Origin of the sequence: Rhizobium sp. FKL33 (assembly GCF_005222915.1) — a bacterium.
Classification (GTDB): domain Bacteria; phylum Pseudomonadota; class Alphaproteobacteria; order Rhizobiales; family Rhizobiaceae; genus Rhizobium_E.
In genome coordinates this window covers 111,265-136,529 of the sequence record NZ_STFX01000054.1, presented here as the reverse complement: position 1 = coordinate 136,529, position 25,265 = coordinate 111,265, and the positions used below count along the sequence as shown (strand labels likewise).

The 25,265-nt window shown below is 61.0% G+C and carries 12 protein-coding genes and 1 tRNA gene; 7 read left to right on the top strand and 6 right to left on the bottom strand.

The genetic code is table 11. The features are described 5' to 3' along the window. Window positions 1-22: 22 nt before the first annotated feature. Window positions 23-1,453 carry a methylenetetrahydrofolate--tRNA-(uracil(54)-C(5))-methyltransferase (FADH(2)-oxidizing) TrmFO gene (gene trmFO / locus E8Q41_RS23980; protein ID WP_137158088.1) on the bottom strand — a complete coding sequence of 477 codons (1,431 nt, stop codon included), beginning with the start codon at window positions 1,451-1,453 and terminating at the stop codon, window positions 23-25. Between the two features lie 40 nt (window positions 1,454-1,493). Continuing rightward, complete coding sequence (locus tag E8Q41_RS23975) at window positions 1,494-1,883, bottom strand: helix-turn-helix domain-containing protein (RefSeq protein WP_137158087.1); 390 nt, start codon at window positions 1,881-1,883, stop codon at window positions 1,494-1,496. A gap of 110 nt (window positions 1,884-1,993) precedes the next feature. Between E8Q41_RS23975 and E8Q41_RS23970 the strand changes: the two genes are divergently transcribed. Next, window positions 1,994-3,109 (top strand): NADH:flavin oxidoreductase, encoded by a 1,116-nt coding sequence (locus E8Q41_RS23970; protein WP_137158086.1) that lies wholly within the window; start codon window positions 1,994-1,996, stop codon window positions 3,107-3,109. A gap of 111 nt (window positions 3,110-3,220) precedes the next feature. On the opposite strand, the gene E8Q41_RS23965 is transcribed toward E8Q41_RS23970, so the two are convergent. Beyond that, window positions 3,221-3,364, bottom strand: a complete 144-nt coding sequence (locus E8Q41_RS23965) for a DUF1127 domain-containing protein (RefSeq protein WP_137158085.1) — start codon at window positions 3,362-3,364, stop codon at window positions 3,221-3,223. A 358-nt stretch (window positions 3,365-3,722) separates the two neighbouring features. Beyond that, a complete protein-coding gene (locus tag E8Q41_RS23960; RefSeq protein ID WP_137158084.1) occupies window positions 3,723-3,866 on the bottom strand; it encodes a DUF1127 domain-containing protein in 144 nt (47 codons plus the stop codon). 858 nt (window positions 3,867-4,724) lie between these two features. Between E8Q41_RS23960 and E8Q41_RS23955 the strand changes: the two genes are divergently transcribed. Together E8Q41_RS23955 and tig are read left to right on the top strand one after the other, a co-directional pair. Beyond that, window positions 4,725-4,808: transfer RNA gene (locus tag E8Q41_RS23955), tRNA-Leu, on the top strand. Between the two features lie 222 nt (window positions 4,809-5,030). Then, window positions 5,031-6,518, top strand: a complete 1,488-nt coding sequence (gene tig / locus E8Q41_RS23950; protein ID WP_137158083.1) for a trigger factor — start codon at window positions 5,031-5,033, stop codon at window positions 6,516-6,518. 80 nt (window positions 6,519-6,598) lie between these two features. On the opposite strand, the gene E8Q41_RS23945 is transcribed toward tig, so the two are convergent. Beyond that, the gene (locus tag E8Q41_RS23945; RefSeq protein ID WP_137158082.1) at window positions 6,599-7,954 is read right to left on the bottom strand and encodes a M10 family metallopeptidase; all 1,356 of its coding nucleotides are present in this window, start codon (window positions 7,952-7,954) and stop codon (window positions 6,599-6,601) included. 577 nt (window positions 7,955-8,531) lie between these two features. Between E8Q41_RS23945 and E8Q41_RS23940 the strand changes: the two genes are divergently transcribed. From E8Q41_RS23940 to E8Q41_RS23925, 4 genes are all read left to right on the top strand, one after another. Then, window positions 8,532-17,738, top strand: coding sequence for a calcium-binding protein (locus E8Q41_RS23940; RefSeq protein ID WP_137158081.1), 9,207 nt, complete (start codon window positions 8,532-8,534; stop codon window positions 17,736-17,738). Between the two features lie 124 nt (window positions 17,739-17,862). After that, entirely contained in the window at window positions 17,863-18,252 is a 390-nt protein-coding gene (locus tag E8Q41_RS23935) for a DUF6165 family protein (RefSeq protein WP_137158080.1), read from the top strand. Between the two features lie 49 nt (window positions 18,253-18,301). Continuing rightward, entirely contained in the window at window positions 18,302-23,305 is a 5,004-nt protein-coding gene (locus E8Q41_RS23930; RefSeq protein WP_170976597.1) for a tetratricopeptide repeat protein, read from the top strand. A gap of 10 nt (window positions 23,306-23,315) precedes the next feature. After that, complete coding sequence (locus E8Q41_RS23925; RefSeq protein WP_137158078.1) at window positions 23,316-24,842, top strand: tetratricopeptide repeat protein; 1,527 nt, start codon at window positions 23,316-23,318, stop codon at window positions 24,840-24,842. Here E8Q41_RS23925 and E8Q41_RS23920 read toward each other — a convergent pair. Beyond that, the gene (locus E8Q41_RS23920) at window positions 24,829-25,263 is read right to left on the bottom strand and encodes a YqaA family protein (protein WP_137158077.1); all 435 of its coding nucleotides are present in this window, start codon (window positions 25,261-25,263) and stop codon (window positions 24,829-24,831) included. The two genes, E8Q41_RS23925 and E8Q41_RS23920, sit on opposite strands and share 14 nt — an antisense overlap. Window positions 25,264-25,265: the final 2 nt, after the last annotated feature.

The window sequence follows — 25,265 nt, the reverse complement described above, 5'->3', positions numbered from 1 at the left end:
TTAGCGTGTCTTAGCTTATCCGTCAGTTGGCGGTGGCTTCACCGCCGAGCCATTCGCGGCAATGCGAGAGCGCGCGGGCGGCAATCGCCCGGCGTTTGGCGACAGTCTTGTCCTTGCCCCGCAGGCGCTTGCCCTCGGACGTCGTCGCGACGCTGCCGGGCTCCGGCTCAGGGAACAGGCCGAAATTGATGTTCATCGGCTGGAAGGAGCGTTTGCCGGGCTCCTCGTCGGTCGCCAGATGCCCGCCGGTGATGTGGCCGAGCAGTGCGCCGAAGGCGGTGGTGGCGGGCGGCAGGGACGGCGTCTCGCCCAGCCGTTCGGCGGCGGCAAAACGGCCGGCGAGCAGCCCGATGCTCGCGCTTTCCACATAGCCCTCGCAGCCGGTGATCTGGCCGGCGAAGCGCAGGCCCTTTCGGCTCTTCAGCATCAGCGAATGGTCGAGCAGCACCGGCGAGTTGATGTAGGTGTTGCGATGCAGGCCGCCGAGACGGGCGAATTCCGCATTTTCCAGGCCGGGAATCATGCGGAAGATCTCGGTCTGCGCGCCATATTTCAGCTTGGTCTGGAAGCCGACCATGTTGAACAGCGTGCCGAGCGCATTGTCCTGGCGCAATTGCACCACCGCATAGGCCTTCACCGTCGGGTTATGCGCATTGGTCAGGCCCATCGGCTTCATCGGGCCGTGACGCAGCGTTTCGGGTCCGCGCTCGGCCATCACCTCGATCGGCAGGCAGCCGTCGAAATAGGGCACGTTTTCCCATTGCTTGAACTCGGTCTTCTCGCCGGCGATCAGCGCCGCCACGAACGCCTCGTATTGTTCACGGGTCATCGGGCAGTTGATGTAGTCCTTGCCCGTGCCGCCCGGTCCGACCTTGTCGTAACGCGACTGGTGCCAGGCGATATCCATGTTGATCGTGTCGCGATGCACGATCGGCGCGATGGCGTCGAAGAAGGACAGCGAATCGGCGCCCGTTGCTTCGCGGATGGATTCGGCGAGGTCAGGCGCTGTCAGCGGTCCGGTCGACACCACGACATTGTCCCAATCTTCGGGCGGCAGTGCGGTGATTTCCTCGCGGATGACGGTGATCAGCGGATGCTGGGCGATCTTTTTCGTCACGGCTTCTGCGAAGCCTTCGCGGTCCACGGCGAGCGCGCCGCCTGCGGGAACCTGGTTGGCGTCCGCCGCCGCCATGATCAGCGATCCCGCCATGCGCATTTCGGCATGCAGGACGCCGACGGCGTTGGAGGTGGAATCGTCGGAGCGGAAGGAATTGGAGCAGACCAGTTCAGCGAGGCTGTCGGTCTGGTGCGCGTCTGTTTTGCGGACGCCGCGCATCTCGTGCAGGATGACGGGAACGCCGCGGTTGGCGATCTGCCAGGCGGCTTCCGAGCCGGCCAGACCGCCGCCGATGACATGAATGGGGGAGGGATGTGTGCTCATGGCGCGGCTCATAACATGACGATCTGCAAAAGACCAAGCCGGTTCAGCCGCGTCACTCGGCCGCTTGACTGAATATGCCCTGCGCCGCGTCGTAGCTGCGCTGCGCCGTGAGGATTTCCTCCTCGTGATCGAGCGTCCAGGCATGCAGCGCGCGGATCGGCTCCTTCAAGGATGAGCCGAGCGGCGTGATGGCGTATTCGACGCCGATGGGCGAGCCGGCGATAATCCGACGCGACACGAGCCCATTGCGCTCCAATCGTCTCAGGCATTGCGTCAGGGCCTTCTGGGTGACGCTGTCAAGCGCGCGGCGGATGTCGTTGAACCGGCGCGGCTGCTGGCAGAGCACGGCAAGGATGAGGATCGACCATTTGTCGGCGATCTGGTCGAGAATCAGCCGGTTGGTGGCCCCGGTTCGGATCGGAAAGCAGGCGTCTCCCGGCATGCGGTTTCCTCGAATATATCTGGTAGCTTCAGAGTGCGTTCTTGCCACTTGGTATACAATTTATACATAGGGAGTCCACCTCCCGAGGTGCTGATATCAAAGAGGACTACATGACCGAGAAAACCGTAGACACGCTGTTTCGGCCGCTGACCATCAAGGGCCTGACGCTCAAGAACCGCATCGTGATGGCGCCGATGACGCGCACCTTCTCGCCTCAGGGCTTGCCGGGCCAGAACGTCGCCGACTATTATCGCCGCCGCGCCGAAGCCGATGTCGGCCTGATCCTGTCGGAGGGCACCGTGGTGGCGCGTCCGGCGTCCAAGAATCATCCCAACATCCCAAATTTCTATGGTGACTCGGCCCTGGTCGGCTGGAAGAACGTCATCGACGCCGTGCACGCCGCCGGCGGCCGCATGGCGCCGCAGATCTGGCATACCGGCAGCACCATCGCCGACAAGGACTACAATCCCGACGGCATCGAAAGCCCCTCGGGCCTGCTCGCGCCGGGCAAGCCGCGCGGCAAGGCGATGACCGACGCCGATATCGCCGACACCATCGCCGCTTTCGCGCAGGCCGCTGCCGACGCCAAGCGCCTCGGCTTCGACACTGTCGAGATTCATGGCGCGCATGGCTACCTGATCGACGAATTCTTCTGGGCCGGCACCAATGAACGCCAGGACAAGTGGGGCGGCGCGACGATCGCCGAGCGTAGCCGCTTTGCGGTCGAGGTCACAAAGGCTGTCCGCGCCGCCGTCGGTGCTGAATTCCCGATCATTTTTCGAGCCAGCCAATGGAAGCAGCAGGATTTCTCGGTCCGTCTGGCGACGACGCCCGACGAATTGGCGAGCTGGCTGCAGCCGCTGGTCGATGCCGGCGTCGACGTCATCCACGCCTCGCAGCGCCGCTTCTGGGAGCCGGAATTCCCGGAGATCGATGGCGAGAAGGGCCTGAACTTCGCCGGCTGGGCCAAGAAGCTTACGGGCGCCACGACGATCAGCGTCGGCTCCGTCGGCTTGAGCGGCGAGTTTATCGCGGCCTTCGGCGGCGAAACCTCCACGCCGGCCAGCCTCGACAATCTGATCGAGCGTCTGGAGCGCGACGAATTCGACCTGATCGCCGTGGGCCGCGCCCTGCTCAACGATCCGCAATGGGTCACCAAGGTGCGCCACGGCCAGCTGGACGCTCTCAAGGACTTCAGCCCGGCGGCGCTCGGCGAGCTCGTGTGACGCCCAGGGGCGGCGGCTTGCCCGCCGCCCTTTTCAAAGGAAATAGCCCCAAATGCAAACGGCGCCCGATTGGGCGCCGTCGACATGTTCAGAAATTTTGCTCTCGCGCGATTAGCGGAAAGAGCGGGCCGCGATGTTGCGGATCTGGTAGCGGTTCACGCCGATGTCCTGGAGCGTGTCGTTGGACAGGTTGGACAGCTCGGAGATGGTGCGGCGATAGTTGACCCAATTGATGGCGATGCGAAGCGGGTTCATGGACGTTTCCTCTTTAGACTTTTCTCTGGCGGCCTGACTTTCTGCCCGGCTCGAAACTTGATGTGCTCTTTATACATGCGAATAATAATAAGGTGGAGTGCGATTTGTGTGCAGCTGCTATGCAAATAAGCATGCATTGCACAAATACGAGGCGCGGCGCAAAGTTTCGCCACTGGTTAACAGGTCGCCCGCAGAGGATTGCGGCGTTAACAAAGGTTGAATTTCAGGCTGTTTGAAGAATGAGGATGCCGAGGGGAGATGAACCCGCGCAGAATGTTGCATCGCCGAAGGCTGCGCCCAGACGCACGAAAGCCGCCGGATCGCTCCGGCGGCTTTCGTTGAAAATCTGTCGTCTGGCTTAGCGGACGGCCTGGCGAGCAACCTTGCGGATGTCTTCGCGAGCGATGCCGAGATCGCTCAGTTCGCGGTTGGTCATGCGGCCGAGTTCGGTGACGGTCTGGCGATACTTGACCCAGTTGTTGTAAGCGCGAGCGATGTTCATGATCCTGATCCTTTTTGTGTGGAGCGGTCCGTTTGCCGCCCTGAATTTCATGATCAGAAGATAATGTTGCGGCGCACAGGAAACCAGCGCCAATCTGGCAGTGCACCTATGCAAAAAGTGCATCTCATTAACCTAAGTCACTCACAATATTTGGGTTTTGTTAATGACTATGTCGTTTCAACGGCGCATTTGTGGTCACGGCGCCTGTTTTTAAGGCGATAACACATTTTTATCACCCGAGCATCGGCTTGGAGCCCCACAATCATGACAAGACCGTGACGGATCCATTGGAGAGAGTATGGGAGGTCGGGCGGAGTGTGGGGGATGCCCATCCGGGTAAAGCGCCAGCCGTCAATGCCGGCGCAGGGTCATATGGGAAAAGCTCTGCGGCCCAACCGGTCGCCACGGGCTGAACATGCTGGAAATCTCGGAATCAAAACGCCCACCGGGGGAGGAGGTCCGGTGGGCGTCGTTGAGTTTGACCGACGACTGGGAGGAGGAGTGTCGTCAGTCACATCGGGGCGCGTGGGAGGAGGAGATCGCGACCCCGAATTCATATCACCCTTTTGGGAGGGCATTGTCGCTTGCGCGCCGACGGTTCGCCATCTCCGTCTCGTCAGGTCCGCCCTGTCGTTGAAAAAGAGAATAGTATGATAAATTTCTCTTTTGCAGCGCAAAAAACTCAGGGGCGCTATGCGCAGTCTGCATGTCTCTCGCCTGTCTGGCGATCGAACCCAATATAGTAAGTTCGGATTTACATTGTGTAAAAGCCTGGGAGGCAAACGCTCTTTTTTCTTTTCATGCTCGGAATCGAGTGCTAAGGACGCGCCAAGACGCCGCTTGAAGGGCGTCGGCGATGCGGGTGTGGCGGAACTGGTAGACGCACGAGATTTAGGTTCTCGCGCCAAAAGCGTGGGGGTTCGAGTCCCTCCACCCGCACCAGGCTCCATTCAGTGATGAGACGGCGAGCGTTCGCTCGCGCAATCGGCATACACAGGCAAAGGCGAGGGAAAAGACGGGAACTCCGGCTCTCCCGGCCCATTTTGCTTGCAAAAGGACTCCGAATTTGCATAAAGCGCTTTTCCGGCGGATGAGCGGTGGAGTTCATCTATAACGAGAGGCTGGCGCGTTCTGCTGCGCCGCCGCGATTATGAAGGTAGGAACATGCAGGTTATCGAAACGCTCGCGGAAGGGCTGAAGCGCGAACTCAAGGTCGTCATCCCGGCCAAGGACATGGAAGCTCGGATGAACGAGCGGCTTGAGGAAGTGAAGGGCCGCGTCCGTATCAACGGCTTTCGTCCCGGCAAGGTGCCCTTCGCCCATATGAAGAAACTGTATGGCAAGTCGGTGATGGCCGAGCTGGTCAACGAGATCATTCGCGACCGGCCGACCGAAATCCTCACCGGCCGCGGCGAAAAGTCCGCCACCCAGCCGGAAATCGCCATGACCGAGGACCAGTCGGAAGCCGACAAGATCCTCAACGCCGAGGCGGATTTCGAATTCACGCTCTCCTACGAAGTGATCCCGCCGATCGAGCTCAAGGACATGAGCTCCATCGCCGTGACCCGCGAAATCGTCGAAATCCCCGATTCCGAAGTCGAAGAGCAGATCCTCCGCATCGCCGAGAGCGCCCGCAGCTATGCCGACAAGGACGGCGCGGCTGAAAACGGCGACCGCGTGACCATGGATTACGAAGGCAAGCTCGACGGCGTGCCGTTCGATGGCGGCAAGGACGAGGGCGCCGAACTTGTGCTCGGCTCCAACCGCTTCATCCCCGGCTTCGAGGAGCAGCTGGTCGGCGTCAAGGCCGGCGACGAGAAGGTCATCAACGTCTCCTTCCCGGCCGAATATCCGGCGGCCAACCTCGCCGGCAAGGACGCCACCTTCGACATCAAGGTGAAGGCTGTCGCCGCCGCCGAGCCGCTCGAAGTCAATGACGAACTCGCGTCCAAGCTCGGCATCGAATCCGTTGATCGCCTCAAGGAAATCGTTCGCGGCCAGCTGGAAAGCCAGTTCGGCAACGTGACGCGCCAGAAGCTGAAGCGTCAGCTGCTCGACCAGATGGACGCGCTCTACGCCTTCGACACCCCGGCCCGTCTCGTCGACGCCGAGTTCGAACAGATTTGGCGCCAGATCGCTTCCGATCTCGCCCAGTCCGGCAAGACCTTCGAAGACGAAGACACGACGGAAGAAAAGGCCCGCGAAGAATATCGCAAGCTGGCCGAACGCCGCGTCAAGCTCGGCCTCGTTCTGTCTGAAATCGGCGAAAAGGCTGGCGTCGAAGTCAGCGAAGACGAGCTGAACAAGGCTCTTTACGCCCAGATGCAGCAGTTCCCGGGCCAGGAAAAGGAAATCATCAAGTATTTCCGCGAAACGCCCGGCGCGATCGCCGGCCTGCGCGCGCCGATCTTCGAAGAGAAGGTCGTCGATCACCTGCTGACGCAGATCTCGGTGACGGACAAGACCGTGACCAAGGAAGAGCTCCTGGCCGACGACGATTCGGAGGACTCTGCTGAAAAGGCCGACAAGCCGAAGAAGAAGGCTGCGAAGTCCGAAGCCAAGGCTGAGGCCGGCGAAGACGCTGCTGACGCTGCGCCGAAGAAGAAGGCTGCGCCGAAGAAGAAGGCCGCTGCCGAAGACGCCGGCGAATAAGGGTCAGTTGATATCCTATGAATAAAGAGAGCCGCCCGGATGTCCGGGCGGCTCTTGCCGTATCAGAACAATGGCTGCGGTTACAATATGAAGTCGTTCCGTTCGAGATCGCTGATCTTGACGTCGGCGATCACCAGCACGTCGCCATCCCCCAGCTTGATTTGAACATCTCCTCCGGATTGATCCAGCAGCGCTTTGACGGCGGCAAAATTGGACAGGTCGAAGTCGCTGAGGTCGATGCGGTCATTGCCGCTGAAATCGGCAACCCGGTCCCGACCCCAGCCGTCCGCGAAGACAAATGTGTCTGCGCCTTTGCCGCCAATCAGGACGTCATGCGCATCGCCGCCCAGCAGTTTGTCATTGCCTGACGAGCCGGAGAGTCGGTTTTCCCCCTGGTTGCCCCGGATGGTGTCGTTGCCTGAGCCGCCAATGGCGTTCTCGATCAGCGACGCCGTGTTGCCGTCGTGCAGAAGGGCGTTGTAGATATTGCCGCTGGCCAGATTGCTCGGATCGCTGCTGTCGAGATTGGCGCTTTGCCACCGGCTGAAGCGCGACTCCTCGCCAGGGCGAAGATCGAGAGAAAGATTGTTCTTGTAGGCGCTCAGATCATAAGTATCGACGCCGCCGCCGTCCCAGATCGTCGCAAAGATCTTTTTGCCGCCAGGCGTCAGCGCGGCCGCATCGTTGACATAGGTGATGCCGCTATCCGGATTCCAGCTATAGACGGTGTTGCCGCTATTGGTGCTGTAATCCGCTCCATACATATGCTGAAGGGCGGCAATGTCCGCCATCATGAAGCTTTGGGGGAAATCCCATGTGCCGTTGGTGTAGCCGTCGGTGGTCGAGGCCCCCTTATAGCTGCGATAGCTCATGACGGTGTATTCGAGAGAATCATATCTCGATTCCAGGGCGTCGAAGTCTCCCGACGTTTCGTGGCCATGCTTCAGGCCGAGCGCGTGTCCGGTCTCATGAATGATCGTCGCGAAATAATAGTTGCCCATCTTCGCGTTTTCATAAGGGTATTTGTTGCCGAACCAGACATCCCCGCCGCGCTCATGCGTGGAGGGATAGTACGCATAAGCTGTTGGATTGGCGGATGTCGAATTGGCGTAACGCAGGACGGCCCCAGTATCCGATCCCTCGGCGATCTTCAATTTGGTGAAGCCTTCTACCGAGAAACCGTCATTGGCCGCGCCGCCAAAACTTTGATCGAGAGTGTAACGAACAGCCGCCTTTATATTTGTCTCGACTTCGCCAAAGCCGTGATTTTTTTCCCCGGCGTAACTGTAGTCGGACTTCTGGTCCGGAAACGCAAAGGTAAGCACGCTGCTGTTCCAGCGATGGCCTTCCAGCACGCCGTCGATTAGGTTTTCGCCGGTCACCGACACGGATTTGATTCCGATGCCGCTACCGGTCGCATTGTCGCTTGCGCTCATTCTCGAAAGCCCCTGTCTTTATTGCCGCTCACTTTTGACGTTATTTCTAGAAGAGTATTTTAGGAATCGTCAACACGACGAATATGAGGGCGCGCCATTGCAGCCAGAAAGAAGCATTGGAACGCGCCCCGCCGCGTGGACGCAATTGGTTGTCGAGAACCTCCTGAAAACCGTAAAACAAGCGTCTGGTTGCGCATAAGCAACTGTCTACTCCGGATCTAAAGAACAGTTTCTGAAGAAACTCACAAACAGAGGATACCAGTACGCCGAGATACGAGTGCGGAGTTTCTTAAAGCATGTTCTAAAAGGGCCTTAAGCGTCGTGAAAAATTTAGCATTAAAATTCTATCGACTTATGACGGCTGGCTGGATTCTATGCCCATTGAAATCATTCGATAAATTTCCTTGAAACTCGTTTTCTAATACCTCGACGGTAAGTTTTAAGTAATCATTCCCGCATAGGATGGCCCCAAATACGCAAAAGGGGCTGTATTATGGCAAATGTAACCGTGACTGTGAGTAGCCTGAACGCTATCACTGCGACCACGAAAGTCGATACCATTCTAATCGACTCGTCGGTGTCGGGATCTCTGAATCTGTTGGCCGGCAATGACAGCCTCACGCTGGCTGGATCCAGCAACAACCTGACGCTGACCAATGTCGAAACCATCAGCGGGGGCTCTGGTGACGACGCGATTACGCTTGCGGCTTCGCAGAAGGCGGTCCTTTCTCTGGGGACGGGTGATGACGAGCTGACCTTGTCCGACGCGTCGACTGTCAGTGTCGCCGGGCTGGAGACGCTGACGGGCAGCACGAGCGCTGACACCGTGGTGTTCACGGGGGCGGCCCAGGGTGTCGAGGTCGACATGCGCGGCGGCAACGACAAGGTGACGCTCGGCAAGTTCGCCAATACGATTTACATCGACAACACCGAGACGATCGTCGGCGCCGCTTCGGCTGACACGGTCTATCTCGATGGCGCCTATGCTTCGGGCAAGATCGATCTCGCGGGCGGCAACGACAAGCTTATCCTTGATGAGGATGGCGCCACCGTTACGGTCTCGAACATCGAGACTGTTGTTGGCGACGAAGCTGATGACAAAATCACGCTCAACGACGCCGTCAAGAAAATCAATCTTTCGCTCGGCGCGGGCGATGACACCGTCGTTCTGGCCAAGGGCGCGAACGCCATCAGCATCAAGGGTGTCGAAAGTGTTCTCGGCAACACCGGCATCGATGCTGTCACCTTTGATGGTCGCGCCAATGGCGTTGAGCTCGACCTCGCCGGCGGTAAGGACAAGGTCACTCTCGGCGCTTATGCGAATGATATTACTGTCAGCAACGTCGAATCGATCGATGGCGGCAGCAAGGATGACGAGGTCACTCTCGGTGGCGCGGTTACCGGCGTGATCAAGCTCGGCGCAGGCGACGACACCCTGACGCTCAACGCTGCGGGCGCGACACTCTCCGTTTCTGACATTGAAAGCATCGTCGGCAAGGCCGGCAATGACGCGATCACCTTCACCGGTTCGGCCGATCTCTCGATCAATCTTGCTGGCGGCAACGACACGATCACCCTTTCCAAGGTCAACAACACTCTCACCATTTCCAATGTCGAGACGGTGGTTGGCGGCGTGTCCAGCGATGTGGTCGTCGCTTCGACGATTTTGACGGACGCCTCGATCAAGCTCGGCAAGGGCAATGACTCGCTGACCCTCGGCAACTTCCAGAACTCGCTGACCGTGGGTGATATCGAAACCCTCACCGGTTCGAACCAGAATGAATATGTCGCGCTTTCGACGGGCATCACCGGCGCGACATATAATATGGGCGGCGGCGACGACACCCTCGTGATTTCCTCCGGCGCCGTGAGCTTGACTGTTTCGAACGCCGAAACCATCACTGGCGGCTCAAAGACCGAAAGCATCGTCCTCGGCGCGGTCGCCGAAGGTATTTCGGTCAATCTTGCCGGCGGCAAGGATCAGATCACCCTCGCAAACGCCACCAACACGCTGACGATCGAAAATGTTGAAACAATCAACGGCGGCACCGGCGACGACAAGGTCTATATTGAAGGCGCCGCGACTGGGGTGATCGTCGATCTGAAGGCCGGCGACGACACTCTCGACATCAGTGATGCGGGCGGCACGTTTACCATTTCCAACGTCGAAACGATTACATCCGGCGCGGGCTCCAATGTCGACGTCGTGACGCTGAATTCGCAGATTACCGGCGGCATCGTCGATCTCGGCGACGGCGCGGACAAGTTGACGCTTGGCGCATTCATCAACACCGTTACCGTGGCGAATATCGAAACGATCGTCGGCGGTAAGACGAATGACGTGGTCGTCGCATCCGACATCGACGACACGATGGTGATCGACCTCGGTATCGGCACCGACAAGCTCGACATCGTTTCCACCCTGTCTTCTGGCACCTTCAGCATCACCAATGTCGAATCGGTGATAGGTGGCTCGAACGACGACATCGTCGCAGTTTACGGCGCGCTGAAAACCACCACGCAGATCGATCTCGCTGGCGGCGCAGACACTGTGATGCTCGACAATGCGAGCGGCACCTTCTCGCTGATGAACGTCGAAACCGTGACGGGCGGTTCTTCGGTGACGGCGCAGGTGGTCATCGTCTCCACCGACATGACCGGCGGCTCGATCGATCTGGGCAACGGCTCGGACTCGCTGACCTTCAGCGGATCGAACGGCGCGACCGCGACTGTCAACAATGTTGAAACCGTCGTCGCCGGCGCTGGCGACGAGGCGATTACGCTTGGCTCCACCGCGGCGACCGGCGTCTCGATCAATCTCGGCACCGGCGATGACACCGTCACGTTCGGCGCAAACGGCGGCACCATCACCGTCAGCAACGTCGAGACTGTCACCGGCGACGCCGGCGACGATCAGGTTGTCTTCGCGACGATCGTCGATAACCGCCTCATCGATCTCGGCGATGGCGACGACAAGATCACGCTCGGCAACTTCCTCAACACCATCTCCGTCGAGGGTGTCGAAACCGTAATCGGCGGCAAGAGCGTCGACCTGGCCTATGTCACGGGCGAAATGACCGGCGGATCTTACGATCTCGGCCTCGGCAACGACCTTGTCGACCTGTCCGGCGCAAGCGCGGCGGCGACCATCAGCCTGAGCAATGTCGAAACCGTTGTCGGTTCCGAAAATGCCGACGACGTCACGGTCCTGACGGCGCAGTCTGCCCTTTCCATCGATCTCGATGACGGCGCGGACACCGTGACCTTGAGCGCAGGCGGCACCGCAACGCTCAGCAATGTCGAAACTGTCGAAGGCGGCGCGTCGACCGATGTCGTGGTGCTCGCTACGGCGGCCGACGGCTCCGATATCGACCTAGCGGGCGGTAACGACTCGCTGACGCTGGCGAATGCCGCGAACTCCCTGACCGTGACCGACGTCGAAACCCTGACCGGCAACGCCGATGACGATTATGTCATCGTTGCAAGCTCCGCTTCGGGCTCCACAATCAACCTGGCGGCTGGTTCCGATACGCTGGAAGTCGCGGCTGGCGGCACGTTCACCATCTCGGGCGTGGAAACCTACACGGTGACCGGCGGCACTTCGTCCGACATCGTCACGCTTTCCGGCGCTGAAACCGGAATGACCCTGTATTTCGGCGACGGCACCGACAAACTGACCCTGGCTGCTGCTGGCGGCACAGTGACGGTCGATGCGGTCGAAACGATCACCGGCGGCGCGAGCGTCGACAACGTCACGCTTCTTGACACCGAGACCGGCGCGACGATCGATCTGGGCGCTGGCGCGGACACGATTTCGGCTGACGGACCTGGCGGAGTCACCCTGACTGTCGCGAATGTCGAAGTCATCAGCGGCAATGAAGGCGATGACGACATCATGGTGACCGGCGATGCGACCGGTTTGTCCATCGATCTCGGCAATGGCGACGACCTTGTCGAATTCAGCTCGACAACCGCAACCGTAACCCTGACCGGCGTGGAATCGGTGGTCGGCGGCTCCGGCATCGAAGTGATCACCTTCGCTGACGACCTCGAAGGCGACTACATCGATCTGAAGGCCGGCAACGACGCCATCACTTTGGCCAACACGACGAACTCGCTGACCATCGTCAATGTCGAAACCATCACCGGTGGTCGCGATGACGATTATGTTGTGGTCGACGGCGCAGTGACCCTGACGGCGTCCCTCGGTCAGGGCAGCGATACGCTCGAGCTTCTCGATGGCGGTACGGTGTCTGTTTCGGGCATCGAAACCTTCACCTCGACCGGTTCGTTCAACGATGACGTCACCCTGACTGCCGCGGCGACGGGCGTGACGATGTATTTCAACAGCGGAACCGACGTTCTCACGACCTCCGACTCCGGCGCGACGATCACTGTCGACACCGTCGACACCATCACCGGCGGCGACGGCAAGGACAAGATCACCTTCAGCACCGACCTCGTAGACGGCGCGGTGTTGGACCTGGGCGACGGCGCCGACAGCGTGACGATCGCAAGCGGTGAATATCTCTTGATCACCGTTGCGAATGTCGAAGCGATCACCGGCGTCGGCACGGCTGCCGACGAGGTTCATGTCACCGGGTCTTCGGATGGCATGACCATCGACCTGGACGACGGTACGGACGTCGTCTATTTCGACAACGCCGACGTCACCGCGACGCTGACGGATGTCGAAACCATCCATGCCAGCGACAGCGTGGAAGTGCTGACATTCGCCAACTCGGTCGACATGGCGGTTGATCTCGAGCTCGGCGACGATGCGATCACGCTCGCTTCGGCCGGCAACACCCTGACCATCACCAGCGTTGAGACCGTCACCGGCTCCTCTGGCGTCGATCTGCTGACGCTCGGCGGCACCTATACCGGCGGCTATATCGACGGCGGCGCCGATAGCGACGTTCTCGACTTCGACACCAACGGCGCAACGCTGACGATTGCCAATATCGAAAGCATTGCGGATGCCGCTGGCAACGACGTCATCACCTCGGCCACCGCGATCAGCGCGTTGGAAATCGATCTCGACGCCGGCAACGACAGCCTCACTCTCGCGGTTGGCGGCAACAACTTCAGCGTCACGAACATCGAATCGGTCATCGGCTCTTCGGGGATCGATGCGATCACGCTGACTACTGCGGACCAGATCACCGTCACGCTGATCGAAACGATCACCGGTTCGACCGGCAAGGACGATGTTTATGTCGTCGGAGCGGTGACCGGCATGACGGTCGACCTCGATGGCGATGAAGACCAGATCACCTTCGATGGCACAGGCGATGTGACCGTGACGCTGTCGAATGTCGAAACCATCGTCGGCGGCGCTTCTGCCGAAAATGTGACCCTCCTGACGCAGTTCACGGGCGGTGAAATCGACCTGGGCGGTACGTCTGCGGACAAGCTGACGCTCGCCAACGCTGCAAACACTGTTTCGGTTGCAAATATCGAAACAGTCGTCGGCGCCGCCGGTAATGACGAAGTTTACACCTCTGAAGTCGCCGACATGGTTCTGACGCTCGGCGCCGGCACCGACACGCTGACGATGGAAGATGGCGGCACTGTCACCGTGTCCGGTATCGAATTGATCACCGTCTCCGGCTCCAACAACGACAACATCGTCCTGTCGGGTGCAGAAACCGCCATGACGATCTATGGCGGCGACGGTTCCGACACGGTGGTCACCTCGGCGCTCGGAGCGACATTGACGCTTGACGACGTCGAGACCATCACCGGCGGCGCGCTTTCCGAAGTGCTCACGCTGATCGATGATGAAGCGGGGGCGGTCATTGATCTCGCCTCGGGCGATGACACGATCACCGCCAATTCCGGCGCTTCTGGCGGCATGACGATCACCGTCTCCAACGTCGAAACGATTACCGGTGACGGCACAAACAACGACAAGATCACTGTTTCGGCAGGCCATACCGGCATGTCGATCGACGGCGACGACGGCGACGATAGGGTGATCTTCGACGGCACGGGCCACACTACGGCGACCCTGACGTCTGTCGAAACCATCGAGGGCGGCGCGAGCATCGAAGTCATCACGCTTGGCTCCGGCATGACGGACCAGCTGGTGGATCTCGCTGGCGCGAACGACAAGCTGACGCTTGCGGCTGTCAACAACAGCTTCTCTGTTTCCAATGTGGAAACGGTTATCGGCGACAGCGGCGACGACTACATCTTCGTCGATGGGGCTGCCAACGGCACGTTCTCGCTCGGCGCGGGCGACAACACCCTGGTGCTGAACGATGGCGGCAATGCCACCATCAGCGGCGTCGACACCTTCACCGTCGCCTCCGGCACGAATGTCGACCTCGTTGTCCTCAGCGGCGCGGAAGCGTCCGGAACCTACTACTTCGACGGCGGCGCGGACTCGCTGACAACCAGCAATTCGGGCGCCACGGTGACTGTGGATGCTGTCGAAACCATTACGGGCGGCACGGGCATCGAATTGATCTCGTTCCTCGACGGCGTGACGGGTTCGATCATCGATCTCGGCGCGGGTGTCGATACCGTAACCCTGGTCGGTTCGTCTGCCGGCACCTTCACGGTTTCGAATGTGGAAACCGTGACCGGCAACGCGGGTGACGATGTCGTCACGTTCACGGGTCTGTCCCAGGGCACGACGATTGATCTCGACGCCGGCGCCGGCGACAGCGTGGACTTCACGAATGCGGCTGTCACCGCGACGCTGACCGATGTGGAAGCCGTGACCGGCGGCGTGAGCACGCAGGCCATCACCATCACCAATTCGGTGGATATGGCGATCGACCTTCTGGCTGGCAATGACGCGCTGACTCTGTCCGCAAGCGGCAATACGCTGACGGTGAGCAATGTCGAAACCTTTACCGGTGGCGCAGGCGTCGACCTGATCACCCTCGGTGCGGCATACGCCGGCGGCCAGTTCGATGGTCAGGGCGGTCTGGACTCCTTGACCGCCGATGCGGCGGGCGCGACCCTGACGCTCAGCCAGTTCGAAACGGTGACCGGCGCCGCTGGCAACGATGTCATTACCTTCAGCGCTGCTGAATCCGGCACTGAAATTGATCTCGATGCAGGCAACAACTCGGTGACGCTCGGCAACTTCACGAACTCCGTGAATGTGACCGATGTCGATGTCATCACCGGCGGCACGGGCACCGATACGGTCGTCCTGGTCGGAGCCCAGACGATCACGGTGGCTTCGGTCGAAACCGTCACCGGCGCGTCGAGCGAAGTGGATGAGGTGCACGTCAACAGCGCCTCGACGGGTCTGACGATCGATCTCGGCGGCGATGCCGGGGACAATGTGTCCTTCGGGGCGTTCAATGTCACCGCGACCCTGGATGGCGTCGAAAGCTTCGTCGGCGGCGCGAGCATGGAAGTCATCACCATGCTTTCGGGCATCACCGATCAGGTCATCGACCTCGGCGCCTCGAATGACTCGCTCACTCTTGCCGACGTCAATAATACGCTGACCGTGACAGGTGTAGAAACCTTCACTGGTGGTTCTGCAAACGAGGCGGTCACTCTCGGCGCGGCCTATACGGGTGGTGTCTACACGGATGATGGTGGCACCGATAGTCTGACCCTGAACTCTGCCGGCGCGACGCTGACGGTTTCCTGGTTCGAAACGGTGACTGGCGATGCGGGCAGCGACATCATTACGGTCACTGAGGGCACCGATCATGATCGGTTCTACCTCGGCGGCGGCAATGACAAGCTCACGCTGAGCACGACGATGAACATGATCTATCGCATCGATGAGGTCGAAAGCGTCGTCGGCGGCTCCATGCAAGAGTTCGTCGTTCTCGAGAATGGTTGGACGGTCACGGTCAAGGATGTCGATACTGTCTACGGATCCGCGGATACCGATCTCATCGTGGTGGCGGGCACCCACACGGGCATGTACATCGACCTCGATACCGGCGCGGCCGATACCGTCGATTTCTCCGGAGCGGCAGTGACTGCGACATTGAACAATGTCGACGCGATTGTCGGTGGCGCCAGCATCCAGGCGCTGACCCTGGAGTACCAGATCGATGCGACGATCGACCTGTCGGGGGGCAAGGATAGCCTGACGCTCGCGGCTGGCGGCAACACTCTGACAGCCTCCAACATCGAGACGATCAACGGCGGCACCGGCGCAGATGTGATCGTGGTGGCCACAGCCTTCACCGCAGGCTCTATCGATGGCAAGGGCGGCACAGACGAACTGGACATCTCCGCAGCCGGCGCAACCGTCACGGTGACCGACATCGAAAGCATCGTCGGTTCGGCCAACAAGGATGTCATCACCTTCGGCGCAGCCGTCGTCGGCGACGACTTCGATCTGGCCGCCGGACGCGACAAGATCGTGCTCGGTGACTTCTCGAACGACATCACCGTGGCGAATGTCGAAACCATCACCGGCGGCACGGGCGCAGATCTCGTGACCTTCGCTCAGGCGGTGACGGCTCTGACGGTCGACCTCGGAGCCGGGTCCGACAAGCTTACGCTCGACGCGGCGCTTGGCGGCACGGTCACGGTGTCGAACGCGGAAACGGTGCTCGGCGGATCCGGCAATGAAGTCGTGACGGTGTCGACAGGTGGGGCCGAGTTGATCGACCTCGACGCAGGCGCGAGCGACAAGCTGTCCTGGCTCGACGATGGCTTCACCGGCACGGTGGCGAATGTCGAAAGCATGGTCGGCGGCTCGGGTGCTGACGTTGTGACGATCTCCGGCGCTGCGGCCATTGCTTATGCCGACTTCGGCACCGGCACGGACCAGTTGTTCCTCGATGATCAGACCAACGCCTTGACGATCCTCAGCATCGAGAGCGTCACCGGCGGCACCGGCGACGACACCGTGACGATCGGCGACGGCTCGGCTTATGCGGGTTGGTTCGACTTCGTCTCGGGCGGCGACACGCTGATCGCCAATGGCAGCGGCTCGGTCTTCACCGTGTCCAACGTCGATACAGTGACGGGCGGCGCGGGTTCGGATGTGGTGACGCTTGCCGGCGGAACGGGCGGGATCTTCAACCTCGGCTCCGGCAGCGACTCGATCATCATGGGCGCCTATGACAATACCGTCACCATCTCCGGTGTCGAAACGGTCACAGGCAACACCAGCGCCGACAATATCAGCGTGACCGGCACGTTTACGGGTCGTGTCTCTCTGGGTACGGGCACCGACACGATCAGCTTCGACAGCGCTACGACCGGTACGTTCACGGCGGTCGAGTTGATCACCGGCAGTGGTTCCAACGACAGCTTCACGCTGACGTCGAGCTACTCGAACTCGACGGTCAACGGCGGTGCAGGCAACGATACCGTGACGCTCTCCGGCGACACCACGGACGTGACCTTCACCAATGTCGAGACGATCACCGGTTCGACCCGCATCGATGAAATCGTCACGACTGGCTCGCAAGGCGCAGTGATCAACCTCGGTTCGAACGCCGACATCTTCACCTCGGGCGCGGCGAACGACACCGTGACCGGCGGCGGCGGTCTGGACGAGTTCCACTTCAACATCACCACCAATGCCGGCAACACCGATGTCATCACCGACTTCGCTGTCGACACCGACATGATCTACCTCGAAGGCGGCAGCGGTTCGCTGACTTATCTCGGCGACGACAGCGGTTGGACCTCGAGCGGCTCTGCGGAAGCGCGGTTCGTCACCTCGACGAACCTGCTGGAAGTCGACACCAACGGCGATGGATCGGCGGATCTCAGCATCAAGCTGACCAACATCACCGCCGGAAAGCTCAGCGAGACGGACATCACCTGGTCGGTCTAAGCTTCAAGGTTTGAATAAGGGGAGGGCGCGGAGTGATCCGCGCCCTTTTCGTTTTCGGTTTTCTGCGTGCTCCCGTAATCTGATCGTCCAACGATTATGATTCTTGATAAGCGAGGAAACGCCGATGATCGAAGCGCCTGTGTCCTGGGGGGAACTGGTCGACAAAATCACCATTCTGCAGATCAAATCCGACCGCATGACGGACGAGGGGAAGCTCGCCAATGTCCGTAAGGAACTGGCGCTGCTCACCGAAAAACTGGGCGCTCATGCTCAAAATCCGGATGTCGCCCGGCTGACCAAGGCGCTTTACGATGTAAACGCCGCGCTTTGGGACATCGAGGACGATATCCGCGATTGTGAGAACGCCGCCGATTTCAGCGACAAATTCGTCCAGCTCGCCCGTTCCGTCTACATCACCAACGACAAACGCGCCGAATTGAAGCGCGAGGTCAACTTCGCGCTAGGGTCGGGGCTTATGGAGGAGAAATCCTACCAGAAGTACAAGGTCCAATAAGGCGGGTTGCCGCCGGGAAATGAGGAGCGAAGAAGGCATGGGCGGAGAGATGACCGGAGTCGAACGCTATTCCGTGGATGATTGCCGCCGTATGCTCGGCGACGGGAAAGTGGCGGAAAGTCTTGCTGCGCTCGAGGATCTTTCGCGTCTCTCTCCCGGCGATCCCTCTGTTCTGCACTATATGGGCGTCGCCCTGCACATGTCGGAGCGCTCTGCCGACGCTCTGGATTATTTCCAGCGCGCAATCGAGCTCGACGACAAGCAGGCAAGCATATGGCAGAACTATTCGACCGCCTTGCTTGCTGCTGGCCATACGGAAGACGCAGTTTCCGCCGCGCAGCAGGCGATCACGCTCAGGCCCCGCGTCGTGGGTGGTTACGCCAATCTGGGCGTCGCCCTGGCCCGGGCAGGGCGTTTCGCTGAAGCTTATGAGGCTGTGGGCAAGGCGCTTGCGCTGGAGCCCGCCAATGTCGCGCTACTGGTTCAGGCGTCGCAACTTTCGCTCGATCTGCGCGAAAAGGAGAGGGCGTATAATCTGGCTGCCTCGGCTCTAAAGGCGGCGCCGGAGAGCATCGAGGCGCATCTGGCGCTTGGCGCGGCCTATCAGGCGGTTGGTCGCGACCGCGAGGCGCTGGCGGAATTCGAATGGGTGTTGCAGCGCAATCCGGAGCATAAAGTCGCCTTCATCAATGGCGGCGCGTCGCTTCGAAATCTCGGTCTGGTCGACGCCGCGATCAGTCACTATGTCGAAGGTCTCAAGCGTTGGCCGGATTGGGAGCTGCTTCGCTACAATCTCTCGGTCAACCGTCTTTATCGCGGCGATTGGCTCGCGGCCTGGGACGATTATGAACTCAGGATGCGGGTGTCGGCGGCGCTTGAAAAAAGCCCGTTGTCACAGCAACCGCTCTGGGTCGGGCAGGAAATGCCGGACGGCCGTCTCGTTGTCGTCCACGAGCAGGGCTTCGGCGACGTTTTCCAGTTCCTTCGGCTTTTGGCGCCGGCGCGAAAGCGCGTGAAGGAACTGATCTTTGTCTGCCATCGGCGGATGTTCAATGTTCTCTCGCGGCTTGATCTGTTCACGAAGACGGATATTCAGCTGCGCTCCGATCTGGAGCCGCTTCCGGATCATGACGCCTGGTTGCCGTTGATGTCGCTGCCGCGGCTGGCCCGTCTCGAACCGGGCAATGTTCCGATCGGCGTCAGCCGCTTCCGCGTCGAAGCCGAACGCGCCGAGAAGTGGCGCCGTTTCGGGCTCCGGGGCGAATCCAAAACCACCTGGCGCATCGGCTTGTGCTGGCAGGGCAATCCGAAGACGGCGGTCGATATCGGCCGCTCCATTCCGCTGTCGGCCATGGCGCCGCTCGCGTCGCTTGCGGATCGGGCGAATTTCATTTCGTTGCAACGCCATTTCGGTCTCGATCAAGCCGCGCCTCCTGGTCTGCGCCTCCTGTCTCCGGGAAGTGACTTCGATGCCGGCGACGACGCCTTTGTCGATACTGCGGCGATGATCCTGTCGCTGGATCTCGTCATCACCTCCGATACGGTGATCGCCCATCTCGCGGGCATTCTGGGGAGGCCGGTCTGGCTCTTTCTCAAGAAGGCTCCGGATTGGCGCTGGGGCGCCGAGGGGGCGGTGGCGCCCTGGTATCCCAGCATGCGCCTGTTCCGCAAGAAAGAGGCGGGCGACTGGCGTTCGCTGTTCGAGGAGGCTGCATCCGACCTTGCGGCGTTGTTCGGCGAACTCGGTCATGATCACGGCGACAAACCTGTTCAGGACGGGGTCAAGCTTCACACGATAGGTCAGTTCCAGAATGCGATCGCGATTTACGGCAAAGCTATCGCCTACCGCCGCGACGACGCGCATCTGATGAACCTCTACGCCATGGCTGTTCTGGAAAGCGGTCGCCGGAGCCCGGAAGCGGCGCGGAAAGCGCTCGCTTTCGCCATGCAATCCGTAGCGATCTCGCCCGGCTCCGCCGATTACTGGAGCAATCTCGCCGTTCTCTTCGACAGTCTCGGTCAACGGGGCGACGCCCGTCGCGCGCTGAATTTTGCGCTTGCGGTCAATCCTTCCCATTCCCCGTCGCAGGTCTCGCTTGCCAAGCGCGAATCCGGGGAGGGGAAACATGCCGAAGCGCTGGCTAGGCTGGAGGCTGTGGCCAAACGCGAGCCCAAGTCGACGACGGTGCTCACGGCGCTGTCTTCGGTCTATGCCGACATGGGCAATCATGTCGAAGCCGAACGCGCCATGCGCCGGGCGGTCGATCTCGAACCGGAAAACGCCAAGCTCTGGGTGCAGCTCGGCGCCACGCTGAATACGGCGGAAAAATTCCGGGCGGCGGCGGAGGCCTGGGAGCAGGCGTCCTTCCTCGATCCCAAAAACACCGATGCGCTGTCCAATCTCGGCGTCTACGAGCGCAACCATGGCGAACTCGGCCTCTCGCTTTATTATCAGCGCCGCGCCGTCGCCATTGATCCCAAACATGCCGAAGGCTGGAACAATCTCGGCATCGCCGAAATGGAAGGCGACGACGACGAAGCGGCCAAGCGCGCCTTCATGACCGCCATCAATGTGCGTCCGGGTTACGCCGATGCGCATCTGGCGCTCGGCATGGCGCTCCTGAACGAGGGCGATTACGAACGCGGTCTGCAGCATTACGAATGGCGGCTGAAGTCCGAAAAGCTCGGGCTGATGGCCAATCGCCCGCGCGTGCCGCTCTGGACCGGCGGCGATCCCAAGGGCCTTAAAATTCTGATGATGGCCGAGCAGGGCTTCGGCGACGCCTTCCAGTTCTGCCGCTATGCGACCTGGTTCAAGGAACGCGGCGCCGCAAAGGTCTACATCGCCTGCCGCTCGGTGATCGGACATCTTCTGAAAACCGTGCCGGGCGTCGACGGCGTGTTCGGCGATGGCGACAAACTGCCCAAGACCGACGCCATGGCCTATATGATGAGCATGCCCGGACTGACCGGCATGCGGCTCGAAACGATTCCGTCGCGCGACAGCTATTTCACCGCCGATCCCGAACGGGTGACGAAATGGGCCGAATGGCTTGCCGAGAAGCCCGGCTTCCGCGTCGGCATCGTCTGGCAGGGCAATCCCGACCCCAAGGTCGACAAGGGCCGTTCTTATCCGTTGACGGCGCTTGAGCCGCTGGCGAAGGTCCCCGGCGTTCGCCTGATCGCTTTGCAGAAGGGCAAGGGTGAAGAACAGATCGATGCGCTCGACGGGTTGTTTGAGGTGGAGCGCCCCGGCCCGGACTACGATTCCGGCAAGGAAGCGTTCGCCGACACAGCCGCCATGATGATGAATCTCGATCTCATCGTCACCTCGGACACTGCCGTCGCCCATCTTGCGGGCGCGCTTGGCCGTCCTTGCTGGGTGATCTTGAAAGCGCATCCCGAATGGCGCTGGCTGAGAGAGCGTTCCGATAGCCCCTGGTATCCGGAAACCCGTCTTTTCCGCCGTTATGCGGGGGAGGTTGAGCCCAAGCCTTTCGCCGCCGTGATGGGACGCGTGACCGAAGCGCTTCAGAGGCTCGTCTCCGGCGATCTCTCGCAACGCCGCGTCTCCGCGCCGTCGACGCCCGGGGAGATCAAGCCGTTCGATCCGCTCGCGGCTTACAACGCCGCCCATGAGGCGCAGCGCAGAAACGATTTCACCGGCGCGCAGAAGGGGTTCGCCAGCGTGCTGGGCTATAAGAAGCTGCGCCCGAGCGCCCTGCATATGCTCGGCGTCAGCGCGCTCCATCAGGACCGCAACGCCCAGGCTGCGGTGCTCTTCCGCGAGGCGGAGCGCGAAGGCGAGAATTCGCCGGAATTTCTGACCAACTACTCCATCGCGCTTCGTCGCTTGAACCGGCCGCAGCAGGCCATGACCCTCTTGTCGCGCGCCATCGCCATCAAGCCGACGGCGGAAGCCTATCTGTCCTACGGCAATATTCTCCGCGACGAGACCCGCTTTGAGGAGGCCGTTGAACAGTATCGCGCCGCGATCAAACTCAAGCCGAAACTGTCCAAGGCCCATCGCGGCATCGGCAATGCGATGCGGGATCTGCATCGGCCTGCTGAGTCGCTCGCGGCCTTCGAAATCGCTCGTTCGCTCGACGGCGAGGATCTCGATCTGATTCTCGATCACGCCCACGCCAAATTGTTCGCCGGCGATTTTCCCGGCGGCTTCCTCGATTACGAGGCGCGCTGGGGCAGCAAGGAGATGCGCAAGCGCGATTTCAGCGTTCCCCGGTGGGACGGTTCGCCGGCGCCCGAAAAAGTGCTGCTGGTGCATGGCGAGCAGGGCTTCGGCGACAATATCCAGTTTATCCGCTTCGTCTCGGAAGCGGCGCGCCGGGTGGGCAAGCTGGTGCTGGAAATGAGGGGGCCGCTTCTCACTCTGTTCCGGACCATCGATTTCGGTCCCAATGTGGTGATCATCGAGCAGGGCCGTCAGCGTCCGCAGATGGATCTGGAAGTGCCGATCCTGAGCTTGCCGCTGGTGTTCGGAACAACGGTCGACACTGTGCCGCCGCCGCCGGTCTTCAACATCGATCCGGCCCGTGTGGCGGCCTGGAAGAGCCGCTTCGCCGGCGATGCCATGAATATCGGCCTGATCTGGCAGGGCAATCCCAAGGCCAGAGCCGACGCCGGCCGCTCTCCGCCATTGTCGTCTCTTGAACCGCTTTTCGCAGCGCCCGGCGTCCGTTTCGTGAGCCTGCAGAAAACCGATGGGCTGGATCAGATCGCGTCCTGCGACTTCGCCCGCTCGATGCTGGTTCCGGGGCAGGATCTCGGCGATTTCGCCGAGACGGCCGCCGCCATATTGGCGCTCGATCTTGTCGTCTCCTCCTGCACGGCCACCCTGCATCTGGCCGCCAGCCTGGGCGTGCCGACCTTCGGCCTGTTGAAATATCATGCTGACTGGCGCTGGCTGAACGAGCGATCCGATAGTCCGTGGTATCCGTCTCTGACATTGTTCCGGCAAAAGAGCGTCGGGGATTGGGCAAGCGCCGTTCTCCCTGCGGCCGAACGGCTTGCCGCGGTGGTGGCGGAGCGTTGAGGAGGGATCGATGACGGCGCAACCCCGACAGATGATGAGCGAACAGGATGTGCAGGCGCGGCTTACCAGCGCCGTGGATCTACACAGGCGTCATGATTATGCGGGCGCCATCGCGATCTATCGCGAAGTCCTCGCTTGGAATCGCGGCCATTTCGATGCGCAGGCGTTGATGGCCTCCGCGTTGAGGCAGTCCGGGCGGCTGGACCAAGCATTGCAGATTTTTGACGAGCTCGCCGAAATGCAGCCGGCGCGGTCGGATTTCTGGTTCAATCGCGGCAATGCGCTGACCGATGCGGAGCGTTTCGAGGACGCCATTTCATCCTATCGCAAGGCGCATGAACTTGGGCCGGTTTCTGCGCAAACTCTTTGCAATCTGGCGATTGCGCTCGCAAAGACCGGCGATCTCGTGGAGGCCGAACAGTGCTATCGGCAGTCTCTGGCCGTGGAGCCGAGCTATAAGATCGCCATGCACAATCTCGGCAATCTGCTCGTCGACACAGGTCGCTCGCTCGAAGGGATCGGATTGCTCCGCAGCGCGACCGCGCTGTGGCCTCAGTCACCGGAAGGCCATTACAATCTCGGCCTCGCATTGATGCGGCTCGGCGATTTCGCCAATGGTTTCCGTGAGTATGAATGGCGGTGGAAGACCGCCGATTTCAAGGATCGCCCGAGCTATCGCAACATTCCCGAATGGCAGGGCGAGCCGCTTTCGGGCAAGCGCATCATCGTGCATGGCGAGCAGGGGCTCGGGGATACGATCCAGTTCGCCCGGCTTCTCGGACTTGTTGCGTCACTGGGCGGTGACGTCGTGTTTCACGTTCCCGAAAAGCTTGCAGTGCTGATGAAGTCGCTGCCCTTTCCGATCAAGGTGACGGGAACTCACGGCGCGTCCGACGGCGATTATCACACGGCGCTCCTCAGTCTGCCGCACAGGTTGAAGCTGACCCTCGGCGCCGTGCCCCGGATGGCAGCGCATTTGACCGCGCCGGCCGAAGCGACAGCCGCATGGAGGGCGCGTTCGAAGGCCGATGGTCGTCCCATGATCGGTCTCGTCTGGAAGGGCAATCCCAATTCGCCGGCGGAGAAGGGCAGGAGCCTGTCGTCGCCCGAGGACCTCACTCCTTTCGCCTCCATCACTGATGCGCGCCTGATCGCGCTGCAGAAGCTCGACCGCGAAGACCTCGAGCCGACCGATTTCGGAACCGGCTGGCGCGTCCGGGGCGTGAGCTATCTTCTGGAGCATCCCGGTCCCGATGCGGATTCCGGCCCTGACGCCTTTGTCGACACCGCCGCGATCATGGCCAATCTCGACCTCGTCGTCTCCGTCTGCACCGCGCCCTTGCATCTCGCCGGCGCGCTCGGCCGTCCCGCCATTGCGCTCCTGCGGGCCGTTCCGGATTGGCGATGGCAGGTGGCGGGCGAGACGACGCCCTGGTATCCGGCAATGCGGCTCGAGCGTCAAAGCGCTGGAGAAAATTATGCGCCGGTGATCGCCCGCGCCGCCGCGCGCGCGGAAGCGATGCTCAGGCCCAGTTGAGCGCGATGGCCGCGACAACGAGATAACGCCCGATCTTGGCGATCGACACCAGGATCAGGAACGGCAGGAACGGTTCGCGCAACACGCCGGCGATCAGCGTAATGGGATCGCCGATGATGGGAACCCAGCTCAGAAGCAGGCTGTAGCGGCCGTATTTGCGGTACCAGAGCGCGGCGCGGTCGAGCTGCGCCTGGCTTGCCGGAAACCAGCGCCGGCCGCCGAAGCGCTCAATGCCGCGGCCGAGCGCCCAATTGACGAGAGATCCGAGAATATTGCCGAGGCTCGCCGCCGCAATCAGCATAAGGGTATGATGGCCCCCGGCGATCAGCAGTCCCGCCAGCAGCGCCTCCGATTGCATCGGCAGAAGGGTCGCGGCCCCGAAGGCGGCGAGAAACAGGCCGCCATAGACCGCGATATCCATCG